Genomic DNA, 22,817 nt, shown 5'->3' with positions numbered 1-22,817 from the left:
GGCGAAAGTCATGCACACGTTGGCGCTTGAATGTCGAGAAATGATCTGGCAGCCTTGCGAGGGCATCATGTGAGCGCTAACACCCCGCCGCGCCCGGATGCCGATCACGCTTTCAGGAGGTTCGCGTGTCTTCTGTACCATTGAGTCGCCGTCGGTTGTTGCAGGCGACCGGCGCCGGTGTGCTGGCCGGTGCCGCCGCGACGGCCGTTGTCGCGGACGTTCGTGACGCGGCGGCGTCGGTGGCGCCGGCCCGGGCCGACATCGGCGTCTCGGCCTACGTGTTCGACCTCGGGCAGGTGCGGCTGACGACCAGCCGGTGGCTCGACAACCAGAACCGGACGCTGGCCTACCTGCGGTTCGTCAACGTCGACCGGCTGCTGTACAACTTCCGGGCCAATCACCGGCTGTCCACGAACGGCGCGGCCGCGAACGGCGGCTGGGACGCGCCGAACTTCCCGTTCCGCACCCACATGCAGGGCCACTTCCTGTCCGCCTGGGCCCAGGCCTACGCCGTACTCGGCGACACCGTGTGCCGGGACAATGCCGCCTACATGGTCGCCGAGCTGGCGAAGTGTCAGGCCAACAACGGCGCCGCCGGCTTCAACACGGGGTATCTGTCCGGCTTCCCGGAGTCCGACTTCAACGGCCTCGAGGCCGGCCAGGCCGTCAGCGTGTCGTACTACTGCATCCACAAGACCCTGGCCGGCCTGCTCGACGTGTGGCGCTACATGGGCAGCACCCAGGCCCGCGACGTGCTGCTGCGGCTCGCGGGCTGGGTCGAGTGGCGCACCGCCCGGCTCAGCTACGCCCAGATGCAGTCGGTGCTGGGCACCGAGTTCGGCGGCATGAACGCGGTCCTGGCCGACATCTACCAGCAGACCGGCGACTCCCGCTGGCTGACCGTGGCGCAGCGGTTCGACCACGCCGCCGCCTTCAACCCCCTCGCGTCCAACCAGGACCAGCTCAACGGGCAGCACGCCAACACCAACATCCCCAAGTGGGTCGGCGCGGCCCGCGAGTACAAGGCGACCGGCACCACGCGCTACCGGGACATCGCCGCGAACGCGTGGAACTTCACCGTCAACGCCCACTCGTACGCCATCGGCGGCAACAGCCAGGCCGAGCACTTCCGGCCGCCCAACGCGATCGCCGGGTATCTCGCCAACGACACGTGCGAGCACTGCAACTCCTACAACATGCTCAAGCTGACCCGGGAGCTGTGGCTGCTCAACCCCGACAACGCCGGATACTTCGACTTCTACGAGCGGGCCCTGCTCAACCACATCATCGGCGCGCAGAACCCGGCCGACGCCCACGGGCACGTCACCTACTTCACGCCGCTGCGGCCCGGTGGCCGGCGCGGCGTCGGCCCGGCCTGGGGCGGCGGCACCTGGAGCACCGACTACAACAGCTTCTGGTGCTGCCAGGGTACGGGCATCGAGATCAACACGAAGCTGATGGACTCGATCTACTTCTACAACGGCACCACGCTGACGGTGAACCTGTTCATGCCCTCGGTGCTGACCTGGAGCCAGCGGGGCCTGACCATCACCCAGACCACCTCCTACCCGGCCGGCGACACGACGACGCTGCAGGTCACCGGCGGCACCGGCGACACCTGGGCCTTGCGCGTGCGCATCCCCGCCTGGGCCGCCGGCGCCACGGTCAGCGTCAACGGCGTCGCCCAGAGCGTGACCGCCACGCCCGGCAGCTACGCGACGATCTCCCGCCCGTGGGCGTCCGGCGACACCGTGACCGTCCGGCTACCCATGCAGGTCGTCGCCCGCCCCGCCAACGACAACCCCAACGTCGTCGCCCTCACCTACGGCCCGGCGGTCCTGGCCGGCAACTACGGCAACAGCACCCTCTCGTCGCTGCCGTCGCTGATCACGTCCTCCGTGGTCCGCACGTCCAGCAGCGCCCTGGCCTTCACCGCCACCGCGAACGGCGCATCGGTGAACCTGGGCCCGTTCTACGACGCGCAGGGCTTCAACTACACCGTCTACTGGGCCACGAACGGCCAGGGGTCCGGCGGCGGCAGTTACCGCCTCGTCAACGCCGGCAGCGGCCTCGTGCTGGGCGTGCAGAACATGTCGACCGCCGACGGTGGCCTGGCGTTGCAGTGGACCGACAGCGGCACGGCCGACCACAACTGGGAGATGATCACCGACGGGGCCGCGGTCCGGTTCCGCAACGTCAACAGCGGCAAGGTCCTCGGCGTGCAGAACATGTCCACCGCCGACAACGCCGCCGTGCTGCAGTGGGCCGACAACGGCACCGCCGACCACCGCTGGACCCTGCTCGACCAGGGCGACGGCACCTACAAGATCCGCAATGTCAACAGCGGCAAGCTGCTGGCCATCCAGAACAACTCGACCGCGAACGGGGCCTTCGCGGTCCAGGACTCCGACAACGGCACCGCCGACAACCGCTGGCGACTCGTCCGCAACGCCTGACCGTCCGCGCCGCCGACGAGCCGAACCACTGCGCCCGCGGCGCCCGGGCTCGTCGGCGGCCGGGCCGCTCAGGTCGGGCGCAGCCGGCGATCGCCTGGTCCGGCCGCGTGTTCAACGGCGCGCGGGCGCGGGCCGGTGGCGCCGCGGCCGGCGATCATCGGTCCCGCTCCAGTACCCGGACGGTGTGCCGGTAGCCGACGAGCTCGTGGCCGACGACCTCGACCACCGCCGACAGCGCGACCAGGGCGACGGCGACGACCAGCACGGTCAGGCTGGTCCGGTCGGCCGGGTCGAACGGTCCGGTGGCGCCGTACCCGAACGGCACGATGACCGCGGCCACGAGTGGCACGAGGACGCAGAGCAGCAGCGGCACATGGGCCAGGTCGTAGGAACGCATCAGCACGCTCCACGTCACGAAGATCATGAGCATGAGCGCCGCCACCGGGATCGCCAGCGCGAGCGCGATCTGCAGCACCGACAGGCTCTTGTCCTCCACGGCTGTCGTGGCGATCCGCAGCCCCGCACCGACCGCGGCGATCGCACCGAAGATCGGCAGATGCGCATAGCGCCAGACGAACGTGCGGCCCGGCCATCGCTCGAGGATGGTGCGTGACGGGATGAGGAAGTATGCCCACCACACCCCGCCGGCCAGCACCAGCCCGGACGCGGCGATGACCACCGCGGCCGGGCTCCAGCCCTGGGCCCGGACCAGCGCGAGCACCGCGCTGGTCGTGGCGGCGATCACCTCGCCGATCGTGATGAGCGTGAGCAGGCTGAACCGCTCGGCGATGTGCCCGGCGTTCCAGGGCGGGCGGCCCAGCCGGCGCTCCATGACCACGGGCGCGGCCATTTCGGCCAGGGCCAGCGCGACCAGCAGCCCGACGGTCACCGCGACCGGCACCACGACCAGGGCGGAGATCAGCCACCCGAGCTGCGCCCCGGCGATGACGACCGCGTAGGCGACCGCGATGCGGCGGTGCCCGGGATCGTGCCGCGCCGCCCGCAGCCACAGCCCGATGAGGGGCACCCGCATGACGATGTAGCCGACGACCATCAGCATGTTGTTGGGACTGTGTCCGTGCGCGGAAGCCTCGAAGCTGACCGGGAGCCCGAACGTCAGGATGATGACGCCGATCATCTGCACCAGGGTCGCCGTGCGGAACAGCGCATCGTCGTTGTCATACGCGGAGGCGAACCAGGTGAAGTTCATCCACGCCCAGGTGATGGCGAAGACCGCGAACGCGTATGCGCCGAGCGCCGCGCCGACGTGACCCTCGCCGACGTGCTCGGCCAGCTGGTCGGCGGCGGCGGCGAAGGCGACGACATAGGTCAGGTCGTAGAGCAGCTCCACCGGCGTGGTCGACCGGCCGGGCTCGGCTGGATCGCGTCCGTGCATCGGCCGCAGGCGATGGCGAAGATCAGCCTTCAGCCGTGCGGGTAAGACAGGATCCACCGGACCTCCCGGAGCACTGGTCGACCGGATGATCCTAAGGTGGGCCCGCGCGGGCGGCATCCGCACTCGGCGGAACCGGCCCGCGCCGTCACCCCGGCGGTCACAGCGTCGTGACCGTCCAGAGGTTGTTGGTGTTCGTGTTCGGCGCCCACAGCGCCACGGTCGAGCCCGCCGTCGCGTTGCCCATGCCGTCGATCGCGGTACCCGTGCCCCGGTTGATGATCTGACGGCGGCCGCTGCCGGCGTCGTTGAGCCGCCACTGCTGATTGTTGCCGCCGTTCCAGGTCGACTGCCGGCACGGCGCGCCGTTGGCGGCGTTGCCGGCGCTGTCGAGGACCAGGCCGTTCGTGCGGTTGACGATGCGGTACCAGCCGCCGAGGTCGATCAGCTGCCACTGAAGGTTGGTGCTGCCGGCCCAGCCCCATTGCTTGACGGCGGAGCCGGAGGCGACAGTGCCACCGCCGTCGAGCCGCGGAACCGGACCTTGCCGGTCAGGCCCCGCAGGTCCCCGCCGACGCCGTCGACGGCCACGGTGGCGGCGTCCGGGCTGGACAGCGTGGTGCGCTGGGGGCTGTCGAACGCAGCGGAGCAGGTGATCGAACCGGCCCGATCGGCGCTCAGCCGCACCGCGATCACCTGGTCGGCCGCGCTGGCGATCACCTCACGGCGCCACCGTACGCCGTTCTGCAGGTAGCTGACACCGGCCACGGCAGGCGCTCCACGTCGACGTTGCCGAACACCATGGCGCCGAGCCGGCCGTTGCCGATCGGCAGGGCCCGCAGCCAGTCGGTGCCGGCACCCTGCTCGTACCAGAACGCCAGACCGTTCGCCGCGCCCACCTCCGGCGGAGCGGCGGCGGAGGCCGGGGTTGCCGTCCAGGACAGCGGCAGGCGGCGCTCGCGATCAGCACCTGCCGGTGCGCGTCGCGGTGTGTGTTCGGCGGGGACGTCGGACAAGGGAGTCTCCTTTTCGGAGGTGCATTGTTTCGGCAACGGGCGGATGACCGGATGGGCCCACTCTTCAGAACGGAATTCCGAACTGAACAGACGCCGCCAAGGGTGCAGCGGTGGAAGTTGCATACGCGGGGCCGGGCATTTATCCATGGAGATTGATCGATATTGACGAGGCACATCATACGACTTACCTTCCAGTGGGTACAGCACCTCAGTGCCTCGACACCGGCAGCCGACAACACTCCCGGAGGCGCCACGTGCATCGCCGCATCACCACAACGATCGTCATCGCCGCTGCGCTGCTGCTCAGCTCGGCCTGCTCCGGCGGGGACACCGGCGCCGGATCGGGGGCGAACACCTTCGAGTTCTGGTCCTTCACCGGCATCAACCAGAAGGCCGACGTCGAGCGCTACACCAAGGCGCACCCGGAGACCAACATCAAGCTGACGGAGGTCGGCAGCACCAGTGAGACGGCCCAGGCCCTCACCGCGGCCCTGGCCGGCGGCAAGGTGCCCGACCTGGTGCTCATCCAGGGCGACGATCTCCCCAAGTTCATGCAGGCCCCCGACAACTTCCTCGATCTCGCGACGCTCGGGGCCGACAAGCGGCAGGGCGACTACCTTCCCTGGGTGATGAGCCAGTCGACCGCCAAGGACGGCAAGATCGTGGGCATCCCGACCGACGTCGGCGGCCTGGCGATCGCCTACCGGACCGACCTGTTCCAGGCGGCGGGCCTGCCGACCGGCCGCGACGAGGTCTCGAAACTCTGGCCGACCTGGGATGCCTTCATCGAGACCGGCAAGCGGTACGTCCAGGCCTCCGGCGGCAAGCAGTTCCTGGACAACGCGCCGACGAGCGTCTACTTCCAGGCCATCAACCAGGGGACCGAGCGGTACTACACCAACGCCGACCGGACGCTGTCCTACGACCGCAACCCTCAGGTGAAGGACGCCTTCGACCTGGCCCTCAAGGCCATCGAGGCCAACATCACCGCGAAGCAGGGCTCGTTCTCCGCCGGGTGGACCGCGGCGATGGGCAAGGGCGACTTCGCCGTGGTGGCCGCGCCGTCGTGGATGCTCGGGTCCATCCGCACGAACGCCCCCGGCACCGCGGGCAAGTGGGACGTGGCGGCCATCCCCGGCGGGGCCGGCAATTGGGGCGGCAGCTACCTGGCCATCCCCAAGCGGGCGAAGCATCCGCAGGCCGCGTGGAAGTACATCACCGAGACCCAGTCGCCGGCCGGGCAGCTCGACCACTTCCTGCTCACCGGGGCGCTGCCGACGACCCCGGCGGTCTACACCGATCCCCGGCTCGTCTCGAGAACCGACCCGTTCTTCTCCGACGCGCCGATCGGCAAGATCTACACCGAGTCCGTGACGAAGCTCAAGCCGTTCTACATCGGCCTGGAGGACGGCCCGATCGGCACCGAGTTCCTCAACGTGCTGACCAGCGTCGAGCAGGGCAAGCTCCCGCCCGACAAGGCCTGGGGCACCGCCATGACCAACGTCAAGAACGCTGTCAAGGGATGAACGGACGGCCGGTGCGCGACGGCCGGAGGGCTCCGGGCGTCGCCGGCCGGGAAGGGCGATCGCTGTGACGACCATGCTCGGTCCCGTGCCCGCGGCGGCATCCAAGGTGCCTGCGCCACGAACCGGGACGGTGCGACTGGGTACACGCGAGCGGATGGCGCCCTACGCGTATGTGGCGCCGTTCTTTGTGCTGTTCGCCGTCTTCGGTCTGTTCCCGCTGCTGTTCACCTTCTACGTCGCCCTGTTCGACTGGAACCCCATCGGGGAGCACACCTTCGTCGGCCTGGCCAACTTCGAGCGGTTGCTGGACGATCCGCGCTTCTGGGGCGCGCTGCGCAACACCCTGAGCATCTGGGCGTTGTCGACCGTGCCGCAGCTCGCGCTCGCGCTCGCGGTGGCGCATGCGCTCAATCACGCCCGCTTGCGGGCACCCACGTTCCTGCGGATGTCGGTCCTGGTTCCCTACATCACCTCGGTCGCCGCGACCACGATCGTCTTCGCGCAGATGTTCGACCGCGACTACGGCCTGCTCAATTGGCTGATCGGGCTGCTGGGATTCACGCACATCGAGTTCACGGCATCCGTGCTCGGCAGCCACATCATGATCGCCACGATGGTGATGTGGCGCTGGTCCGGGTACAACACCCTGCTCTATCTGGCCGCGCTGCAGGCGGTGCCCCGCGAGGTGTACGAGGCGGCGGCGGTGGACGGTGCCGGCGGCTGGCGGCAGTTCCGCCACATCACGATCCCGTCGCTGCGCCCGATCATCGTGTTCACGGTGGTGACGTCCACCATCGGCGGCCTGCAGGTCTTCACGGAGCCGCTGCTGGTCAGCCCGGGCTCGCTGACGTGCGGCGCGGCCCGGCAGTGTCAGACCCTCACCCTTTTCCTGTACGAGCAGGGCTTCGGCCGTTTCGAGTTCGGCTACGGCTCGGCGATCGGCGTGGCGCTCTTCGTCATGGTCGTCGTCATCGCCACCGTCAACTACCTGCTCGCCAGCCGGATTCGCGCGGAGCGTCCATGAACACCAGACCCCGGCCCAGCGCACCGCCCGCCGTGGCGCGACACCCGCATCGCCGCCGCCCGGCCAACGGGATCTCCTGGTGGGTGTACGGTCTGCTCGGCATCATGGTCCTGCTCAGTGTCTTCCCGCTCTACTGGATGTTCGTGGTGTCGACGACCGACTCGGCCACGGCGACGAGCCTGCCGCCGCATCTGCTGCCCGGCCGCAACTTCCTGCACCTGGCGGGCCTGGTCCTCGACACGGTGCCGTTCGTGAACGCACTGCTCAACAGCCTCGTCGTGGCCACGGCCGTCGGCGTCGGTCAGGCGCTGCTGTGCGCGCTGGCCGGCTTCGCGTTCGCCAAGCTGTCCTTCCGCGGGCGCGACACCCTGTTGCTCATCGTCGTCCTGACCATGACCGTGCCCACGCAGCTGGCGGTCGTCCCGCAGTACCTCATCATCTCGGAGCTCGGCTGGGTGGACTCGCTGTCGGCGCTCATCGTGCCCGGCCTGGTGAGCGCGTTCGGCATCTTCTGGATGCGCCAGCACATCGCCCACACCATCGACGACGAACTCATGCAGGCCGCCCGGGTGGACGGCGCGACGACCTGGCAGATCTTCTGGCGGGTAGCCTTCCCGCTGGTGCGGCCCGCGGCTTTCGTGCTCGGCCTGTTCGGGTTCGTCAACGCCTGGAACGACTTCCTGTGGCCCTTCATCGTCCTCAAGTCGCCGGAGCACTACACCATCCAGATCGCCATCAAGGCACTGCAGAGCAGCCGGGACATCGATCTGGGCCTGGCGATGTCCGGCTCGTTCCTGGCCACGGTGCCCCTCCTGGTGCTGTTCGTCTTCGTCGGCCGACGTCTGGTCAGCGGCATCATGGAGGGCGCCTTCAAAGGTTGATCGCCGCGGAGCCGCGATCGGCGATCAGCTGACGGTCATCGGATAACTCCATCGGGTGAATCAGGAAATCTCTGCTGCGGAGGCTAGAAATGCTGATGGGGGGCTGCTACTGTTTCTCGTGTTGAAGCAAGACGGTATGGAAAGACGCTGACGGGTCGCCCCAACAGCTGGGCGGCGAGTTGGATGCAGGACGGGTGAGCCAGAGATCGTGTTGGTGGCATTGCCCGTAGAGCAGTACCCCCGCTGGCGCGGGACGTTGCGTCGTCCCTGCTTGCCGCGGGTGCACCACAGCAACACCTGACAGTTGAAGACGCAGCAGAGGAAAGGGAGGGCTTTACACCGTTGGATCGCCCGCGTCGGCCGCGTTCTGGCCGGGCGGACACCGTAGTTTCCATCGAACGAGAGGTGGTCTTCGGTCACGAGTAAGCGATCCTCGCACTCGACGCTGTCTACGGCGTTCGAGGCGGATACGACAACCCGGCGTTCACGTCGGTAGATGGTGTTTGACCCATAACCCTTGGGCCCCGGCGCGATGCGCCGGGGCCCTCGACACGGAAGGTTTCATGGCGCAGTCCGACGACATGTTCGGCGACGAGGACTATCCCGCCTACACCATGGGCCGGGCCGCGGAGATCGTCGGCACCTCGCAGGACTTTCTGCGCCGCCTCGGCGAGCTGAAACTCGTCACGCCGCAGCGCTCCGCCGGCGGACACCGCCGCTACTCCCGCTACCAGCTGCGCCTCGCCGCCCGGGCCCGGCAGATGGTCGACGAGGGCACCGCCATCGAGGCCGCCTGCCGGATCATCATCCTGGAGGACCAGCTCGAGGAGGCGCTCCGGATCAACGCGGAGCGCAATCCACCCGACCCTGAGTAGCGCCGCCCTAGCCGTGCCGGATGAGCCCGTAGTCGGGCAGGTCGATGGATTCGGCGGGCGGCGTGAACAGGCGGCCGCCCAGTGCGCGGGCCGGTCGGGACGCGGCCAGGCGCAGGCCGGTGTTGAACAGTGCCACCCCCGCCCGGGTGCGCGGGTTCGCGAGGCGCGGTGCACCCGGTGGCAGCTGCTGGGCCTTGGCGACGTACGGCCGCATCCGCTCCTCGTAGCGGCGCAGCGCGTCGCGGTGGTCGCGCCAGGTGGCGAGCTCGCCGGCGAGGATGTACCCGCCGGTCAGGGCCAGGCTGGTGCCCATGCCGCTGATCGGTGACGGGCAGTAGGCGGCGTCGCCGACCACGGCGATCCGGCCGCTGGTCCAGGACGGCAGCCGGACCTGGGCGACGCGGTCGAGGTAGAAGTCGCCGTGGTCGCCGGCGAGCGCGTCCAGGATGCGCCGCGCCGGACCGGGATGGTCGGCGAACACCTCGCGCAGCCGCGCGATCTGCCGGTCCGGCTCGAGGCGTTCGAGACCCTCCGGTGGTGCCAGGAAGGCCAGCGAAGCCCGGGTGGTGCCGAGGTTGTCGGGGCGGAGCATGACCGCCCGTCCCCGGCCGGCGGGCAGCCAGTTCCACCAGCGGTCGTCGCGGTCGAGGCGGGGAATCGCCCCGTAGGCGATGTACTGGCCGAGATCACGGATGTGGACCCGGCCCGGGAGGACGAGGTCGCGGGTGTCGGAGCGGATACCCTCAGCGATCACGAGGATGTCGAACGACTGTGGCCGGCCGTGCTGGAAGGTCACCTCGACCCGGTCACCGTGCTGTCCGACGGCGGTGATGGCGTCGCCGAAGCGGTGCTCCACCCGGTCGGGCAGGACGTCGTCGAGTGCGGCCACGAGCTGAGCGCGCAGGATCTCGCGCTCCGCGGTGGCACCGTCGGAGTCGCCGGTGCCGGCGGGAAACTCGGCGACCGTGCGCCCCCGCGCGTCGACGAACCGGGTGCCGACCTCACCGGTGCCGGACGCGGCGATACGGTCATCGAGGCCCATCCGGCGGATCACGTCCCGGCCGGCGCCGCGGACGTCGACGTTCTGCCCGGTGGTGCGCAGCGTCTCCGCCCGCTCGAGCATGGTGACCCGCCAGCCGAATCGGTCGAGCCAATAGGCGGCGGCGGTACCGGCCACACCCGCCCCGGAGATCAGCGCCGTCTGCATACCATCCCGGTTCCCGCCGCCACGGGGCTCACACGTGCTTTTTGCCCCCGCCGGCCGTCGTGTCCAGCCCGACCGGCCGCTCCGGCGGGGCGGACACCAGGTGCGCGAGCAGGGACAGACTCACCGCGGCGTCGCTGCCGGCGGGCGCGGTCGCGACGACGAGGCGCTGGCCGGGCGCGAGCGGGACGGGGAGCGCCTGCTGGGTGACGGTGAGCTCGCCGACGAGCGGATGGCGCATCGAGTAGCCGGCGACGTCGCAGTCGCGGACCCGATGGTCGGCCCAGAGCCGCGCGAACTCGGCACTCTCGATCGACAGCGTGCCCACGAGGCGGCGCAGGGCCGGGTCCTGCGGGTCGCGCCCGACCAGGAGCCGGAGGTTGCCGACGACCGCGCGCGCCTTGGCGGGCCAGTCGGCGTACAGGTCGCGCAGGTGCGGGTCGAGGAACACCAGGCCGGTCATGTTCGGGCGGCCGGCGGCCCGGTCCGGCGCCGCGAACGGGAGATGGCCGGCGAAGAGGGCGTGGCCGCAGCGGTTCCAGGCCAGCACGTCGGTGCGGCGGCCGAGCACCAGGGCCGGCGCGTCGCCCATCGCGGCCAGCAGGTGCCGCGTCTCCTCCGTCACCCGCTCCGGTGTGTCGCGAGTGCGGGCCGGGGCCGGGCGCGGCGGCCGGGCCAGCGCGTGGAGGTGGCGCCGCTCCGTCTCGGTGAGCCGCAGCGCCCGGGCGATCGCGTCGAGGACCTCGGGCGAGGCGTTGAGCGACTGGCCCTGCTCCAGGCGGGAGTAGTAGGAGAACCCGACGCCGGCGAGCTGCGCCACCTCCTCGCGCCGCAGCCCCGGCACCCGGCGGCGCTCACCGTAGGTGAGCAGCCCGACGTCCGGCGGCTGGAGCTGCGCGCGCCGGCTGGCCAGGAAGGTGCCGAGCGGTCCGGGATCGTCCACGTCCCGAGTGTGTGGCACAACGCGTGCGGGAGCCAACCCCTGGCCGGGGTAGCCACGGCGGGGCGTGGCCGGCGCCACCCGGGCCGGGCAGTCTCGGAGCCGCCGCCGCACGCCGTGGCGGCCCGATCGGAGGCAGTGGACAGATGGACGAGTTGCAGGTCGGCGCGGCGCGGGTGGCCCGCGTGGTCGAGTTCTCGGCGCCGGTGGGGCTCGGCACGGGGGAGTTCTTCCCCGGCTCGGACCCGGCGCTGTGGCAGGCGGCGAGCGACTGGCTGGTGCCGGAGTTCGTCGGCTCCGACGGCCAGGTGCGCACCGCCGTGCAGACGTGGGTGGTGCGCAGCGAAGGCAAGGTGGTGCTCATCGACACCGGGCTCGGCAACGACAAGGAGCGCCCGTATGTGCCGGTCTGGTCGCGGTACTCCAGCGACTACCTGGAGCGGCTGGCCGCGCTCGGCGTGACCCCGGCGGACGTCGACATCGTCGTCAACACCCATCTCCACCTCGACCATGTGGGCTGGAACACCCGGCTCGACGGGCGCGACTGGGTGCCGACGTTCCCGAACGCGGCGTACTACGTCCACCGGGCGGACTACGAGTTCTGGGACCCGCAGGGGCCGCACACCCCGGGCTTCGGGCGTGGCAATCAGAACGCGTTCGAGGACAGCGTGGCGCCGGTGGCCGCGGCCGGGCAGCTGCGGATCTGGGACGGCGAGCGGCACAGCCTCGACGCCGCGCTCACCCTGAGCCTGGCCGCGGGCCACACGCCCGGCTCCGCGGTGGTGACGCTCGAGTCGGGGGAGGAGTCGGTGGTGTTCGCCGGCGACCTGCTGCACAGCCCGCTGCAGGTCACGCAGCCACACCTCGCGAGCTGCTTCTGCGAGGACCCGGCGGGCGCCGCCGCCAGCCGGGAGCGGCTCCTCGAGGCCGCGGCCGACCGGCGGTCCCTGATCCTGCCGGCGCACTTCCAGGGCACCGGCGCGGCCCGGATCACCCGCCGGGACGGCCGCCCGGCCATCGACGGCTGGGAGCCGATCCAGACCAGCGCGGTCAGCGGCTGAGCGCGGCCGGCGGCCGGTGCGCCACCAAGGGCGCACCGGCCGGCGGTCAGGGGCTGGTGCAGGTGACGGCGGCCGGGGCCGGCGAGCTCGCGCCGGTGGCGGTGAACCCGAACGTCGTCGTCGCACCGGCACCGAGGGTGCCGTTGTAGGTGGCGTTGCGGACCGTGACATTGCCGGAGGTACCGGTATTGACGCCGTTCCAGAGGCTGCTGATGCTCTGGCCACTGGCGAGGGTGAAGCGGGTCGTCCAGCCGCTGAGGGTGCTCGAGCCACCGTTGGCCACGGTGAACTCGCCCTGGAAGCCACCGGGCCAGCTGTTGACGATCCGGTAGGTCGCGGCGCAGGCGCCGGGCTGTCCGCTGACCGGCGGCGGGGACGAGACCGGCGGGCTGCTCGGCGGCGGCGACGACACCGGGGGACTGCTCGGCGGCGGCGACGACACCGGCGGGCTGCTCGGCGGGACGGTGCCCTGGAACTGCGAGAAGAACTTCCAGATCTCGCCCGACGTCCAGGTCCGGGCGTCGTTGGGCGAGCCGGACCCGTCCACCGGGCTCGGCGTGTGGTCGCCGTCGAACGCGGCCCACTGGACCGGGTAGCCCGACCGGCACCCCGAGTACGTCGTGGTGATGTGGGTCAGGCTGTTCTGCGCCGGTTCACGCGGGCTCTGGGCGGTGCAGCCGTTGTTGCGCACGAACGTGTCGCGCAGGGACCGCCCGTTCGAGATGTTGAGCACGCTGTCGTGGGTGCCGTGGATGCCGAAGTAGGCCACCGGCTGCGTGCCGCCGTTGCACCCGCTGAGGTTCGCCCCCGACAGCACGGTGACCGCCCGGAACACGGTTGGCCGGGCGCAGGCGATCGCATAGCTCATCGCGCCGCCGTAGCTCCAGCCGAGCGCGAACAGCTGCGTCGTGTCGACGCACAGGCCGCCCTCGATGAGCCGGGTCAGGTCGTCCACCAGGGTCAGGTCCCGGCCGTTGGTATTCGCCCAGCCGTTGTCGATACCCTGCGGCGCCACGAAGATCGCACTGTTGCCCGACAGCGGCTGCAATCCGTAGAAGCCCGCGGAAGACACATTCGCGGCGGTACCGTTCAGCCAGTGCATGGCGAAGATGAGCTTGTACGGGCGGTTGGCGTCGTAGTTGTCCGGCACCCTGAGGATGTAGGTGCGATTCTGGCCGCCGCTCTGGATCGTGCGGGTGCCACTGCTCAGCGCCGGAGCCTGGCCGCATCCCGCGGTCGCCGCGAGCACGCCGCTGGTCGCGGCGGTCGCGGTCGCACCCCGGCTGCTGAGGGCCGGCCCGATCGTGACCGCGACAAGGACCGCCAGCGCGGCCAGTATCGGCACCCCGTATCTGCGTTTCGTCACTGCCTCTCCTTTCGATTCGTGCCCGGCGATGCGGGCGGGACGCCGCTCAGTCGCGGATCCACTGCTGATTACTGCCGCCGTTGCAGGTCCACAGCTGCACAGCGGTGCCGTTGGCCGTGCCGGCCCCGTTGACGTCCAGGCACAGCCCCAACGCGACGCCGGTGATCGTGCCGTCGGTGTTGACGCGCCACTGCTGGCCGGCGCCGCCGTTGCAGGTCCAGATCCGGGCCCGGGTCCCGGACGCGGTGCCGGGCACGTCCAGGCACTTGCTGCCGTAGACCGTGAGCCGGCCGTCCGACGTCGCGGTCCACTGCTGGTTGGCGCCGCCGTTGCAGTCCCAGATCTGCACGACGGTGCCGTCGGCCTGGCCGGCGCCGTTGACGTCCAGGCACCGGTTGGCGGCCGCGCTGCGCAGTTCGCCGCTGGGGGAGCCGGAGCCGCCGAGCGGCGTGACGGACAGGTTGTCGAACTGGGCGGTGACGCCCTGGCCGGTGCCGTAGCCGACCTGCCCGGCGACCCAGGCGGAGTCCGAGACGGTGCCGACCGTCGTGCCGTCGACGACCCCGCTGAGGGTGCTGCCGTTGCGGGCCTTGGCCTGCGCCATCAGCCACCACTCGTAGCCCCGATTGCAGTCGACGCTGCCGCGGGTGTGCTCATGGCTCGGCTCGGCCCCCGACGTCGAGTTGGTGTCCCCGCCGATCTCGACCTTGAGGATCTGCATCGCCGCGCCGTAGCCGGGCCGGAACAGGTAGTCGAGGATGTCGCTGCGCTGGGGCTCCGGATAGTCGATCAGCAGCCGGCTGTTGCCGCCGCCCCCGCTGACCGCGCCGATACCGTCGAGCGTCCGCCCGCCCGACGCGCCGTTGACGGTGACGGCCGTCGCGGCGTGCGCCGGCGCCGCCGGCCCGGCGAGCACGCCGGCCGCGAGCAGCAGCACTCCGGCCAGCGCGGCCAGGGCGCGCGACACCGGCGTCGCCCGCGTCGGCCGGGTGTTGCGACGGCGCCCGGACCGCTGACTCGCTCGTTGCACCATGCGAAGACCTCGCAATGTCGAACCGGATCGATGCATGGAGTGTCGTCGATTTTCCGGTAATTCCGGCAAGTGCTTTCGGAAATGTCATCCAAAGCGCCCGGTGGGTCATGAAAGTTGCATCCGTTATTGCGTCCTGCCAGGTAACTGCCGACCTGAAATTGCCTTCGAGAAAAGCGTTATGTGGGGAACGGTGAAAAGGTCGCTCGGAAATCCGTGTTATTGTCGATCGTCATCGATATGATTGGCAGTGCGTGAAGGGACCGCCATGCTGGTGCGCCGACTGTTCATCGTCCTGGTCGCCACCATCGGACTGAGCTTCGGCAGCGGCGTCCCGGCCCATGCGGCCGCGGTGACCATCACGCCCGGCGCGGTCTGGACCGACACCGCCGGGCACGTCATCCAGGCCCACGGCGAGGGCATCACCAAGGTCGGCGGCACGTACTACTGGCTCGGCGAGGACAAGACCAGCGGCTCACCGTTCCAGAACATCACGTGCTATTCGTCGGCCGACCTGAAGAACTGGACGTTCGTCGCCAACGTGCTGACCCGCCAGGCCGCCGGTGACCTCGGCCCGAACCGCATCGTCGAGCGGCCCCACGTCATCTACAACGCCGCCACGGCCACATACGTGATGTACATGCACATCGACAACACCGGCTATTCGGAGCGCCGGACCGGGGTGGCGACCAGCAGCAGCATCTGCGGGAGTTACGGATACCGGGGCAGCTTCAAGCCCGCCGGCCACGACAGCCTCGACGACAACCTGTTCCTCGACGGCAGCACCGCATATCTGCTCAGCGAGGACCGCACCAACGCCAAACTGCAGATCTACCAGCTCGCTCCGGACTTCCTCAGCGTGGCGGCCCTGGTCAAGACGCTCAACCAGTACGAGTCGCCGGCAATGGTGAAGATCGACGGCACGTACTACCTGTTCGGCTCGCACCTGACCGGCTGGAACACCAACGACAACCAGTACACGACGGCCACCGCGATCACCGGGGCATGGAGCGCGTTCCGCAGCTTCGCGCCGGCCGGCACCAACACCTGCAACTCCCAGACGACCGCCATCCTGCCCGTGCAAGGCAGCAGCGGCACCAGCTACCTGTTCCTCGGCGACCGCTGGAACCCCGGCAACCTGGCCGACTCCCGCTACGTCTGGCAGCCGCTGACGATCAGTGGTACGACCGTGACGATGACCTGCCGGAGCGCCTGGAGCGTCGACACCGTGACCGGGACGGTCGGGACGGGCGACGACGGTGGCAGCACCGTCCTGCGCGGCGCGGGCTCCAACCGCTGCCTGGACGTGCCGAACCGGTCCACCACCGACGGCACCCAGGTCGCCATCTGGGACTGCAACGGCGGCGCGAACCAGTCTTGGACGCTCACCGCCGGCAAACAGCTCACGGTGTACGGCACCAAGTGCCTCGAGGTGGCCGGGCAGTCGACGGCGCCCGGAGCCGCCGTCCAGATCGCCACCTGCACCGGCGCCGCCAACCAGCAGTGGAGCGTCAACGCCAACGGCACCGTCACCGGGGCGCAGTCCGGCCTGTGCCTGGACGTCACCGGCGCCGCCACGGCCAACGGCACCAAGGTCGAGGTCTGGACCTGCAACGGCGGCGCCAATCAGGCCTGGACCCGGGCCTGACGAGCCCCCCGCGGCGGTCGCCACGCCGGCGGTCAGTCGCCCAGGCTTCCGGCGTCCGGCCCTTCGCCCCAGATGTTCATCGCCGTCCAGCGGGTCAGGCCGTACACCAGCGTCCACCCGACCGGGGTCAGGTAGCTCGCCGCGATGACGACCGCCGCGAGCGTGCCGGCCCGGACCCGGTCCCGCAGCCCGAGTTCCCCGCCGCGCCGCAGCGCCCGGCGGCCCAGCCACGCCAGGACGACCGCGGCCAGCGGCGCCAGCCAGGCCACCGCCATGGCGCCGGCGGTGAGCCAGGTGAAGGGGCTGGCGGCCGTGCCGCGCACCGACACCCCGTCCGGCAGCGGCGCGTACACCATGTCGTAGACGCTGTCGCTGTTGCCGCCGTGCGGCCCGCCCAGCAGCGCGAAGAGGAAGCCGAAGACCGCGAGCCCCCAGGCCCACACCAGGGTGAGCTGGACCCGCCACAGCGCATTCGTCATCAGTCCAGCACCCAGTTCAGCAGCTGCCGGCCCGGCGGCGACAGGGAGAAGGCCAGGAAGGCCAGGGTCAGCCCGGAGGCCGCGAACAGCCACCGCCGCAGCGCCGCGGGCATGTCCCGGCGCCGCCGGGCGAGCGAGGTGAACGACATCAGCAGGAGGATGACGGCGAACATCGGCCCGACGAGGGTGATGATCAGGCCGGGGATCATCAGGGCCACGGCGGCACCGCCGAAGACATCGCCCGGGGCCCGGCACCCGCCGGTGCAGTGATCGACGCCGTGCACCGTGAACGTCAGCAGGTATGGCACCGCGATCCCGGCCACGTAGCAGACGACCATCGCCAGCTGGATGAACACGAGGAGCCGGGCCGCGACGAAACGGGGCGGCGGCGTCGACATGCCGAGAGTGTACGGGGCTCGATGGCGCTCGGGACTCCACGTCCCTAATCCCCGGCCCCGCGGCTCGGCAACGACCGCGGTAGCCCGAACCACGGCAGGACGCTGTTGTCGAAGCGGGTCATGGCGCGGATCCGCTCGCCGCTGAGGGTCAGCACGAAGAGGCCGGTGCCGTGGCTGATGCCGGTGGGGGTGCGCAGGTACACCGCGAACGCGGGCTGACCGTTGGCCCGGGTCGCCACCAGGTCGGATCGGCGGCCCGAACCGAAGATGCCGGCGTAGAACCGGGCCACGATGTCGCGGCCCTCGTACTCGAAGGGCAGCGGCGGCATCGACATGAACACGTCGTCGGTCAGCAGCGCCAGCAGCGCGTCGACGTCGGCGGACTCGTACGCGCGGACGAACTTCGCCACCAGCGCGTGCTCGGCCGCCGAGCCGGCGGCCGGCGCCGGTTCCCGGTCGCCGGCGGTCTGCCGGTGCCGCAGGCCGGCGCGCGCCCGTTTGAGTGCGCTCTTGACCGACTCGACGCTCGAGCCGAGCATGTCGGCGACCTCGCCGGCCGGGAATCCGAGGACGTCGCGCAGGACCAGCACGGCGAGCTGGCGCGGTGGCAGCACCTGCAGGGCGGTCACGAAGGCCAGGGACAGGGCCTCGGTCCGCTCGTACCGTGCTTCCGGGCCGACCGGCGCGTCCACGCCCTGCTCCAGGACGGCGTCGGGAAACGGCTGGAGCCAGACGACCTCGCCCATCCGGGTCGGCTCGGGCGGCTCCACATTCGGCATGTCCCACTCCTTCGCCGGGCGCCGGCCGGCCGCCCGGCGCGCGTTGAGGCACCGGTTGGTGGCGATCCGGTAGAGCCAGGTGCGCAGTGAGGCGCGTTGCTGAAACCCGTCGAGCCCCCGCCAGGCGGCCAGCAGCGTGTCCTGCAGGACGTCCTCGGCATCCTGGAAGGACCCGAGCATCCGGTAGCAGTGCACCTGCAGCTCCCGCAGGTATGGCTGGGTGAGCGCACGGAACGCATCGCCGTCCCCGGCCCGCGCCTTCGAGATCAAGTCGGCTGGCACTGTCCCCACCTTCGGGTCGCGTTTCGGATATGGACACCGGCCGGCGGGCAAACGGGTCGGCCGGCGCGCGCCCCTTTCCCGGCCCGGCGGTGTCTACCTCAGTGGAACCGACGACGAAAGGGAGTACCCCCGCATGGGCCGGATTGTGATCAGCACGAATGCCACGCTCGACGGCGTCACCCAGGACCCGACCGGCGAGGAGGGATTCAACCAGGGCGGCTGGTTCAACCGGTTCGGCGGCCGGGACGTCGAGGCGTGGGCCGAGGCCGGGACGGCCGAGGCGCTGCGCTCGGAGGCGCTGCTCATGGGCCGGCGCACCGACGAATGGTTCGGCCCGCGATGGACATCCCGCAGCGGGGTGTGGGCGGACCGGCTGAACAGCATGCCGAAGTACGTCGTCTCCTCGACGCTGGAGCGCCCGGTCTGGACCAACTCGACGGTGCTGCACGGCGATGTGGTGGGCGCGGTGTCGAAGCTGAAGCAGCAGCACGACGGCGACATCCTCGTCTACGCCAGCTACCGGCTCGGGCACACGCTGCTGGAGCACGACCTGGTCGACGAGCTGCGGCTGGTCCTCTTCCCGGTCGTGCTCGGCGGCGGCGGGCGCCTGTTCGGCGAGACCGGCGATGCGAAGCCGCTGCGGCTCGTGGAGTCCCGCACCATCGGCGACGGCCTGGCCTTCCTCACCTACCGACCGGTCCGCGCCGCCTGAGCACCCGGCACACCCGGCATCTCAGGACGAGCCATCTGATCGTCGGGAAGGCGTCGGGCACTGGCTACGGTGCGGCGTTGAGCAGGTCCACCGCGCTGTGCTGGCAGCTGTGGTTGGTCGCGGTGCGGGGGCCGGCCCAGTGGTTGCCGTACGCGTCGATGGTGTCGCGGTCGTTGGTGTAGGCGCTGTCGGCGTTGCGTTGCAGGTACGTGTTGTACGCACCGCCGGCCGAGGTGTTGAGCACGCCGAGGCCGCGGACGGCGGCGCCCTTGAACGAGGCGCCGTCGTCGGCGCAGGCGCTGGGTTCGTTGGGCTCGTGCAGGACGCCGTTCGGTGACAGGTAGGTGCTGGCGGTGAGCGCGTCACCGATCCGCCGGGCGGTGGCCAGGGCGGCCGCGTCGCCGGTGAGCTTGTTGAGCTGCACCAGGGCGTTGATGAGCACGCCCTGGTTGTAGGTCCACGTGACGGCACCGTTGTTGCGGCAGGTGCTCAGGTTGACGCCGTCGTTGACCAGGCTCTGCCCGTTGAGCATGCCCGTGCCCTGGAACCACGCCCACGCCGCCTGGGCCCGCCCGCGATAGACGGTGTCGCCCGCGATCCGCTTCGACAGCGCCGCGTTGAGCTGGATGTACAGGCTGTTCTCGATGGCGTTCTTGTGCAGCCGGTCGGTCTTCCACCACACCCCGCCGCCGCAGACCGTGTCCCAGTAGCTGAACATGTGGTCGGCGCCGGCCCGGGCGGTGTTCAGATACCGGCTGTCCCCGGTGAGGTCGTAGGCGTCGACCCACGCGAGCGCCCACCAGCCGGTGTCGTCGAGGTACTCGTTGCGAAACTGCCCCAGCCGTGCGTTGACCTGCTTGTCGTACGTGTTGGCGATCGCGTAGCGGTAGCTGCTCATCCCGGACCGCCGGGCGTTGTCGATCACGGCGGTGAGCGCGTTGGCGGAGGTCCACCAGCCGTCATTGCCGAAAAGACCACTGCCCAGGTTGTACTGCATCATCAGCGCGGTGGTCGCCGCCGTCCGCCGGTCCCAGGCGTTCCACGTGCTGCGCGTCCACGCCGAGCACACGACCTCGGGCCGGTCGCCGGCCTTGCCGCACGCGCGGAGGGCCCCGACACCGTTGGCACTCCAGGAGTCGACGTTGAACTGCCGGGTCCGCGTGGTCCGGGCCCCGGCCGGCACGGTCGTGTCGCCGATGCGGCTGTCGACCCACGTCTTGCCGCCGTCGAAGGACCGGTCCATCCAGACTTCGTCGCCGGCCTGCCCGGTGTCGAGGACCGCCCACGCCATGGCGTCGGTGTCGTTGAGGTGCATGGTGAACCGCCGCCCGTACAGGCCGGCGCTGACCGTGATCCGGTCGGCGGGCGCGAGCGCGGCGTCGCGCCCGTCGCAGTACTTGTTGCAGATGTTCGCCGCGGCCAGTCCGGGGTGCGCCGGCCCGGGCGGCGTCGTCTCGCAGCCGGGAGTGACCGCGTCATGCCTCGGGTTGGTGTGCTCGCAGGACCCGGGCCCGGCGGCGTCGGCGGCCGCGGCGGGCGTCGCCGGCGCGAACACCACCGCCGCGGCGAGGACGAGCACAGGGATGGCCAGCAGGCGAATGGACACGGTTCCCTCCCGGGGAAGGCACGGTCCGGACCGCCATCCGTTTGCATCGAAGATGCTTGATGCAAGGCGATCTGTCAATGGCTGGCGTTTCCGTTATTTCCGCACCCGTGCGCAAGTCGCTGAGCCAGTTTCCGGCACTGTGCCTTTCGGGTTTCCGAGTTTCCTTCCGGTGTTACTGTCACGCGCCTTGACACGCTGTTCCAGCCGCTCTTAGCGTCAAGGCAATCGATTTCCGATCTGTTGCTCCGCGGCTCTCCGCGGGCCGAATTATCGGCAACCTCTCGGCAACCGGAAAGGACAGCAAGCATGTCGCAATCCACTCGAACCCGCCGACCGCGCCGCCGCCGCGGTCTGGCGCTCATGGCGTCGGTCGCGGCGGTCGCGGCGGCCGTCGCAACCGTCGTGGGCGCCGGGTTCGCGCTCAGCCCGGCGTCGGCCGCCACCGCCGCCAACACCCTGATCGTCGACGCGGGCCAGACGCTGCGCCCCGTGACGCACGTGGCGACCGGCAGCCTCTACGGGCTGGCGAACGCCTCGCAGCCCACGGTGGCCCTGGCCCAGGCGATCCGGCCGAACACGTTCGTGCAGATGCCCGCGGGCGGCCGCCAGCAGCCCACCGGTGACATCGCGGTCGTCGCGCCGACGGCCGTCAGCGTCGGCGCCAAGCTCGTCAACCGCCTGTCCGACTACTACCCCGGCTGGCCCTACCAGTTCAGCTGGAGCACCTGGACGCCGTTCATCAACACGCAGATCAACCAGATGAAGTCGTCGTCGTACTACGGCAGCATCGCCGCCTACGAGCTGTGGAACGAGTCCGACAACACCTGGAACTCGGCCAACGGCACCTACGAGAACTTCTGGACCACCACGTTCCGGCAGGTCCGCTCGATCGACCCGAACAAGCCCATCCAGGGCCCCAGCTTCTCCGACAACATCAGCGACATGCGCAACTTCCTGCAGAACGCGGTCAACACCAACACGGTGCCCGACGTCCTCGCGTGGCATGAGCTCACCCGGTCCTCGAAGATCGCCGGCGACGTGGCCGCCGTCCAGGCCATCGAGGACCAGCTCGGCATCAGTCGGCGCCCGATCGCCATCGAGGAGTACGCGGCGCCGGGCGAGGTCGGCCTGCCGGGTCCGCTGGTCGGCTACGTCGCCAAGTTCGAGCGGCTCGGCATCCGCGACGCCGAGCTGGCGTTCTGGAACCAGTCCGGCACCCTCGGCGACCTGCTGACCGCCCGCGGCGGCAGCCCGAACGCCGCCTACTGGCTCTACACCTGGTACGGCGCGATGAGTGGCAACATGGTCGTCACCACCCCGCCGGCGCAGACCGGCATCGACGGCTTCGCGTCCGTGCCCGCGGGCCGCAACCAGGTGAGCATCATCGCCGGCAACTGCAACGGATCGTGTGCCGTGACGGTCAACGGGCTCAACGCGCTGAGCCTCGGCAACACGGTCAGCGTGAAGGTCGAGCAGACCGTGTCCCTCGGCCGCACCGTCGCCTCCTCAGGGCCGAGCACCGTCTCCACCTCGACGTACACCCCTGCCAACGGCACGATCTCCGTCCCGATCACCATGGCCACCAACAACGCCTACCGCATCACGATCACCCCCGGCTCGGGCGGCGGCTCGACGACTCCACCGCCGAGCGACCTGGCCGGCACCTACCGCATCGCCAACGTCAACAGTGGTCTGCGGCTCGACACGCTCAACGCCGGCACGGCCTGGGGCACCGCCGTCGTGCAGGCGACCGCCGGCTCCGGCACCTCGCAGGTGTGGACGCTCGTGTCCGTCGGCAATGGACAGTACAAAATCGTCAATCAGTTGAGCAGTCTCGTCCTCGGCATCCAGAACGCGTCCACCAGCCAGGGCGCCACGGCCCTCGTCTGGGGTGACACGGGCACGTCCGACCACCTCTGGACGCTGAGCGCCGACGGCGCCGGCCACTACAGGATCCGCAGCGTCAACAGCGGCCTCGTCCTCGGCGTCACCAACATGAGCACGAGCTCGGGCGCGCAGGTGCTCCAGTGGGGCGACACCGGTACCGCCGACCACCTCTGGACCCTGACCCGGGTCTGATCCGCGCGGACGAAGGCGGTGTGGCCGCGGAGATCCGCCGCCACACCGCCGTCGATCGCAGT

Annotated in this window: 20 protein-coding genes and 1 pseudogene; 9 read left to right on the top strand and 12 right to left on the bottom strand. The window is 70.4% G+C overall.

Features of this window, described 5'->3' with window-relative positions:
• Positions 1 to 125 precede the first annotated feature (125 nt).
• Positions 126 to 2,456 carry a beta-L-arabinofuranosidase domain-containing protein gene (locus ACIA8L_RS13080; RefSeq protein WP_395903739.1) on the top strand — a complete coding sequence of 777 codons (2,331 nt, stop codon included), beginning with the start codon at positions 126 to 128 and terminating at the stop codon, positions 2,454 to 2,456.
• A gap of 154 nt (positions 2,457 to 2,610) precedes the next feature.
• Here the strand turns inward: ACIA8L_RS13080 and ACIA8L_RS13075 are convergent, their stop codons facing one another.
• The 4 genes and pseudogenes from ACIA8L_RS13075 to ACIA8L_RS13060 all read right to left on the bottom strand — a co-directional run bounded on the left by ACIA8L_RS13075 (position 2,611) and on the right by ACIA8L_RS13060 (position 5,072).
• Positions 2,611 to 3,852: a low temperature requirement protein A gene (locus ACIA8L_RS13075; protein WP_395903737.1), complete on the bottom strand. Its 1,242-nt coding sequence runs from the start codon at positions 3,850 to 3,852 to the stop codon at positions 2,611 to 2,613.
• Positions 3,853 to 4,009: 157 nt separating this feature from the next.
• Entirely contained in the window at positions 4,010 to 4,501 is a 492-nt protein-coding gene (locus tag ACIA8L_RS13070) for an RICIN domain-containing protein (protein ID WP_395904216.1), read from the bottom strand.
• Positions 4,432 to 4,617: pseudogene (locus tag ACIA8L_RS13065) on the bottom strand (glycoside hydrolase N-terminal domain-containing protein); the annotation flags it as partial. The pseudogene ACIA8L_RS13065 and the gene ACIA8L_RS13070, both read right to left, overlap by 70 nt.
• Positions 4,566 to 5,072 (bottom strand): glycoside hydrolase N-terminal domain-containing protein, encoded by a 507-nt coding sequence (locus ACIA8L_RS13060; protein ID WP_395903735.1) that lies wholly within the window; start codon positions 5,070 to 5,072, stop codon positions 4,566 to 4,568. The pseudogene ACIA8L_RS13065 and the gene ACIA8L_RS13060, both read right to left, overlap by 52 nt.
• A 47-nt stretch (positions 5,073 to 5,119) precedes the next feature.
• On the opposite strand from ACIA8L_RS13060, the gene ACIA8L_RS13055 reads away from it, so the two are divergent.
• The 4 genes from ACIA8L_RS13055 (at position 5,120) to ACIA8L_RS13040 (ending at position 9,171) form a co-directional block, all read left to right on the top strand.
• On the top strand, positions 5,120 to 6,391 hold the full coding sequence (locus ACIA8L_RS13055) for an ABC transporter substrate-binding protein (protein WP_395903732.1): 1,272 nt from the start codon (positions 5,120 to 5,122) through the stop codon (positions 6,389 to 6,391).
• 73 nt (positions 6,392 to 6,464) lie between these two features.
• Positions 6,465 to 7,415: a carbohydrate ABC transporter permease gene (locus ACIA8L_RS13050; protein ID WP_395904215.1), complete on the top strand. Its 951-nt coding sequence runs from the start codon at positions 6,465 to 6,467 to the stop codon at positions 7,413 to 7,415.
• Complete coding sequence (locus ACIA8L_RS13045) at positions 7,412 to 8,296, top strand: carbohydrate ABC transporter permease (RefSeq protein ID WP_395903729.1); 885 nt, start codon at positions 7,412 to 7,414, stop codon at positions 8,294 to 8,296. Before ACIA8L_RS13050 ends, ACIA8L_RS13045 begins: the two co-directional genes overlap by 4 nt.
• A gap of 563 nt (positions 8,297 to 8,859) precedes the next feature.
• Positions 8,860 to 9,171 (top strand): MerR family transcriptional regulator, encoded by a 312-nt coding sequence (locus ACIA8L_RS13040; RefSeq protein ID WP_395903727.1) that lies wholly within the window; start codon positions 8,860 to 8,862, stop codon positions 9,169 to 9,171.
• Positions 9,172 to 9,178: 7 nt separating this feature from the next.
• On the opposite strand, the gene ACIA8L_RS13035 is transcribed toward ACIA8L_RS13040, so the two are convergent.
• Positions 9,179 to 10,378, bottom strand: coding sequence for an FAD-dependent monooxygenase (locus ACIA8L_RS13035; protein ID WP_395903725.1), 1,200 nt, complete (start codon positions 10,376 to 10,378; stop codon positions 9,179 to 9,181).
• A gap of 28 nt (positions 10,379 to 10,406) precedes the next feature.
• Complete coding sequence (locus tag ACIA8L_RS13030) at positions 10,407 to 11,318, bottom strand: helix-turn-helix domain-containing protein (RefSeq protein WP_395903723.1); 912 nt, start codon at positions 11,316 to 11,318, stop codon at positions 10,407 to 10,409.
• 143 nt (positions 11,319 to 11,461) lie between these two features.
• Here ACIA8L_RS13030 and ACIA8L_RS13025 point away from each other — a divergent pair, with 143 nt between their 5' ends.
• Positions 11,462 to 12,376: an MBL fold metallo-hydrolase gene (locus ACIA8L_RS13025; protein ID WP_395903721.1), complete on the top strand. Its 915-nt coding sequence runs from the start codon at positions 11,462 to 11,464 to the stop codon at positions 12,374 to 12,376.
• Between the two features lie 46 nt (positions 12,377 to 12,422).
• Here the strand turns inward: ACIA8L_RS13025 and ACIA8L_RS13020 are convergent, their stop codons facing one another.
• Positions 12,423 to 13,742 carry a cellulose binding domain-containing protein gene (locus ACIA8L_RS13020; RefSeq protein WP_395903719.1) on the bottom strand — a complete coding sequence of 440 codons (1,320 nt, stop codon included), beginning with the start codon at positions 13,740 to 13,742 and terminating at the stop codon, positions 12,423 to 12,425.
• Between the two features lie 46 nt (positions 13,743 to 13,788).
• Complete coding sequence (locus ACIA8L_RS13015) at positions 13,789 to 14,775, bottom strand: ricin-type beta-trefoil lectin domain protein (RefSeq protein WP_395903716.1); 987 nt, start codon at positions 14,773 to 14,775, stop codon at positions 13,789 to 13,791.
• 265 nt (positions 14,776 to 15,040) lie between these two features.
• On the opposite strand from ACIA8L_RS13015, the gene ACIA8L_RS13010 reads away from it, so the two are divergent.
• Positions 15,041 to 16,420, top strand: coding sequence for a ricin-type beta-trefoil lectin domain protein (locus tag ACIA8L_RS13010; RefSeq protein ID WP_395903714.1), 1,380 nt, complete (start codon positions 15,041 to 15,043; stop codon positions 16,418 to 16,420).
• 32 nt (positions 16,421 to 16,452) lie between these two features.
• Here ACIA8L_RS13010 and ACIA8L_RS13005 read toward each other — a convergent pair whose 3' ends face one another.
• From ACIA8L_RS13005 to ACIA8L_RS12995, 3 genes are read right to left on the bottom strand one after another with little or no spacing between them, the layout of a single operon-like run.
• On the bottom strand, positions 16,453 to 16,899 hold the full coding sequence (locus ACIA8L_RS13005) for a hypothetical protein (RefSeq protein WP_395903712.1): 447 nt from the start codon (positions 16,897 to 16,899) through the stop codon (positions 16,453 to 16,455).
• A complete protein-coding gene (locus ACIA8L_RS13000) occupies positions 16,899 to 17,297 on the bottom strand; it encodes a hypothetical protein (RefSeq protein ID WP_395903710.1) in 399 nt (132 codons plus the stop codon). The genes ACIA8L_RS13005 and ACIA8L_RS13000 overlap by 1 nt, the downstream gene beginning before the upstream one ends.
• A 44-nt stretch (positions 17,298 to 17,341) precedes the next feature.
• A complete protein-coding gene (locus tag ACIA8L_RS12995; RefSeq protein ID WP_395903707.1) occupies positions 17,342 to 18,358 on the bottom strand; it encodes a sigma-70 family RNA polymerase sigma factor in 1,017 nt (338 codons plus the stop codon).
• 133 nt (positions 18,359 to 18,491) lie between these two features.
• Between ACIA8L_RS12995 and ACIA8L_RS12990 the strand changes: the two genes are divergently transcribed.
• Complete coding sequence (locus ACIA8L_RS12990; RefSeq protein WP_395903706.1) at positions 18,492 to 19,070, top strand: dihydrofolate reductase family protein; 579 nt, start codon at positions 18,492 to 18,494, stop codon at positions 19,068 to 19,070.
• A 64-nt stretch (positions 19,071 to 19,134) separates the two neighbouring features.
• Here ACIA8L_RS12990 and ACIA8L_RS12985 read toward each other — a convergent pair whose 3' ends face one another.
• Entirely contained in the window at positions 19,135 to 20,676 is a 1,542-nt protein-coding gene (locus ACIA8L_RS12985) for a glycoside hydrolase family 76 protein (RefSeq protein WP_395903703.1), read from the bottom strand.
• Positions 20,677 to 20,982: 306 nt separating this feature from the next.
• Here ACIA8L_RS12985 and ACIA8L_RS12980 point away from each other — a divergent pair, with 306 nt between their 5' ends.
• The gene (locus ACIA8L_RS12980) at positions 20,983 to 22,755 is read left to right on the top strand and encodes an RICIN domain-containing protein (RefSeq protein ID WP_395903701.1); all 1,773 of its coding nucleotides are present in this window, start codon (positions 20,983 to 20,985) and stop codon (positions 22,753 to 22,755) included.
• Positions 22,756 to 22,817: the final 62 nt, after the last annotated feature.

Origin of the sequence: Dactylosporangium sp. NPDC051541 (assembly GCF_044454505.1) — a bacterium.
In the GTDB taxonomy this organism is placed as follows: Bacteria; Actinomycetota; Actinomycetes; order Mycobacteriales; family Micromonosporaceae; genus Dactylosporangium.
Note: the sequence above shows the minus strand (reverse complement) of the source record. Positions and strands in the feature narration are given on the sequence as shown.

Coding starts and splice junctions, on each gene's coding strand:
- ACIA8L_RS13015 (WP_395903716.1), bottom strand. CDS start 14,775: ATGGTGCAACGAGCGAGTCAGCGGTCCGGGCGCCGTCGCAACACCCGG.
- ACIA8L_RS12980 (WP_395903701.1), top strand. CDS start 20,983: ATGTCGCAATCCACTCGAACCCGCCGACCGCGCCGCCGCCGCGGTCTG.
- ACIA8L_RS13010 (WP_395903714.1), top strand. CDS start 15,041: ATGCTGGTGCGCCGACTGTTCATCGTCCTGGTCGCCACCATCGGACTG.
- ACIA8L_RS13005 (WP_395903712.1), bottom strand. CDS start 16,899: ATGACGAATGCGCTGTGGCGGGTCCAGCTCACCCTGGTGTGGGCCTGG.
- ACIA8L_RS13000 (WP_395903710.1), bottom strand. CDS start 17,297: ATGTCGACGCCGCCGCCCCGTTTCGTCGCGGCCCGGCTCCTCGTGTTC.
- ACIA8L_RS13035 (WP_395903725.1), bottom strand. CDS start 10,378: ATGCAGACGGCGCTGATCTCCGGGGCGGGTGTGGCCGGTACCGCCGCC.
- ACIA8L_RS13045 (WP_395903729.1), top strand. CDS start 7,412: ATGAACACCAGACCCCGGCCCAGCGCACCGCCCGCCGTGGCGCGACAC.
- ACIA8L_RS13025 (WP_395903721.1), top strand. CDS start 11,462: ATGGACGAGTTGCAGGTCGGCGCGGCGCGGGTGGCCCGCGTGGTCGAG.
- ACIA8L_RS13050 (WP_395904215.1), top strand. CDS start 6,465: ATGCTCGGTCCCGTGCCCGCGGCGGCATCCAAGGTGCCTGCGCCACGA.
- ACIA8L_RS13075 (WP_395903737.1), bottom strand. CDS start 3,852: ATGCACGGACGCGATCCAGCCGAGCCCGGCCGGTCGACCACGCCGGTG.
- ACIA8L_RS12990 (WP_395903706.1), top strand. CDS start 18,492: ATGGGCCGGATTGTGATCAGCACGAATGCCACGCTCGACGGCGTCACC.
- ACIA8L_RS13040 (WP_395903727.1), top strand. CDS start 8,860: ATGGCGCAGTCCGACGACATGTTCGGCGACGAGGACTATCCCGCCTAC.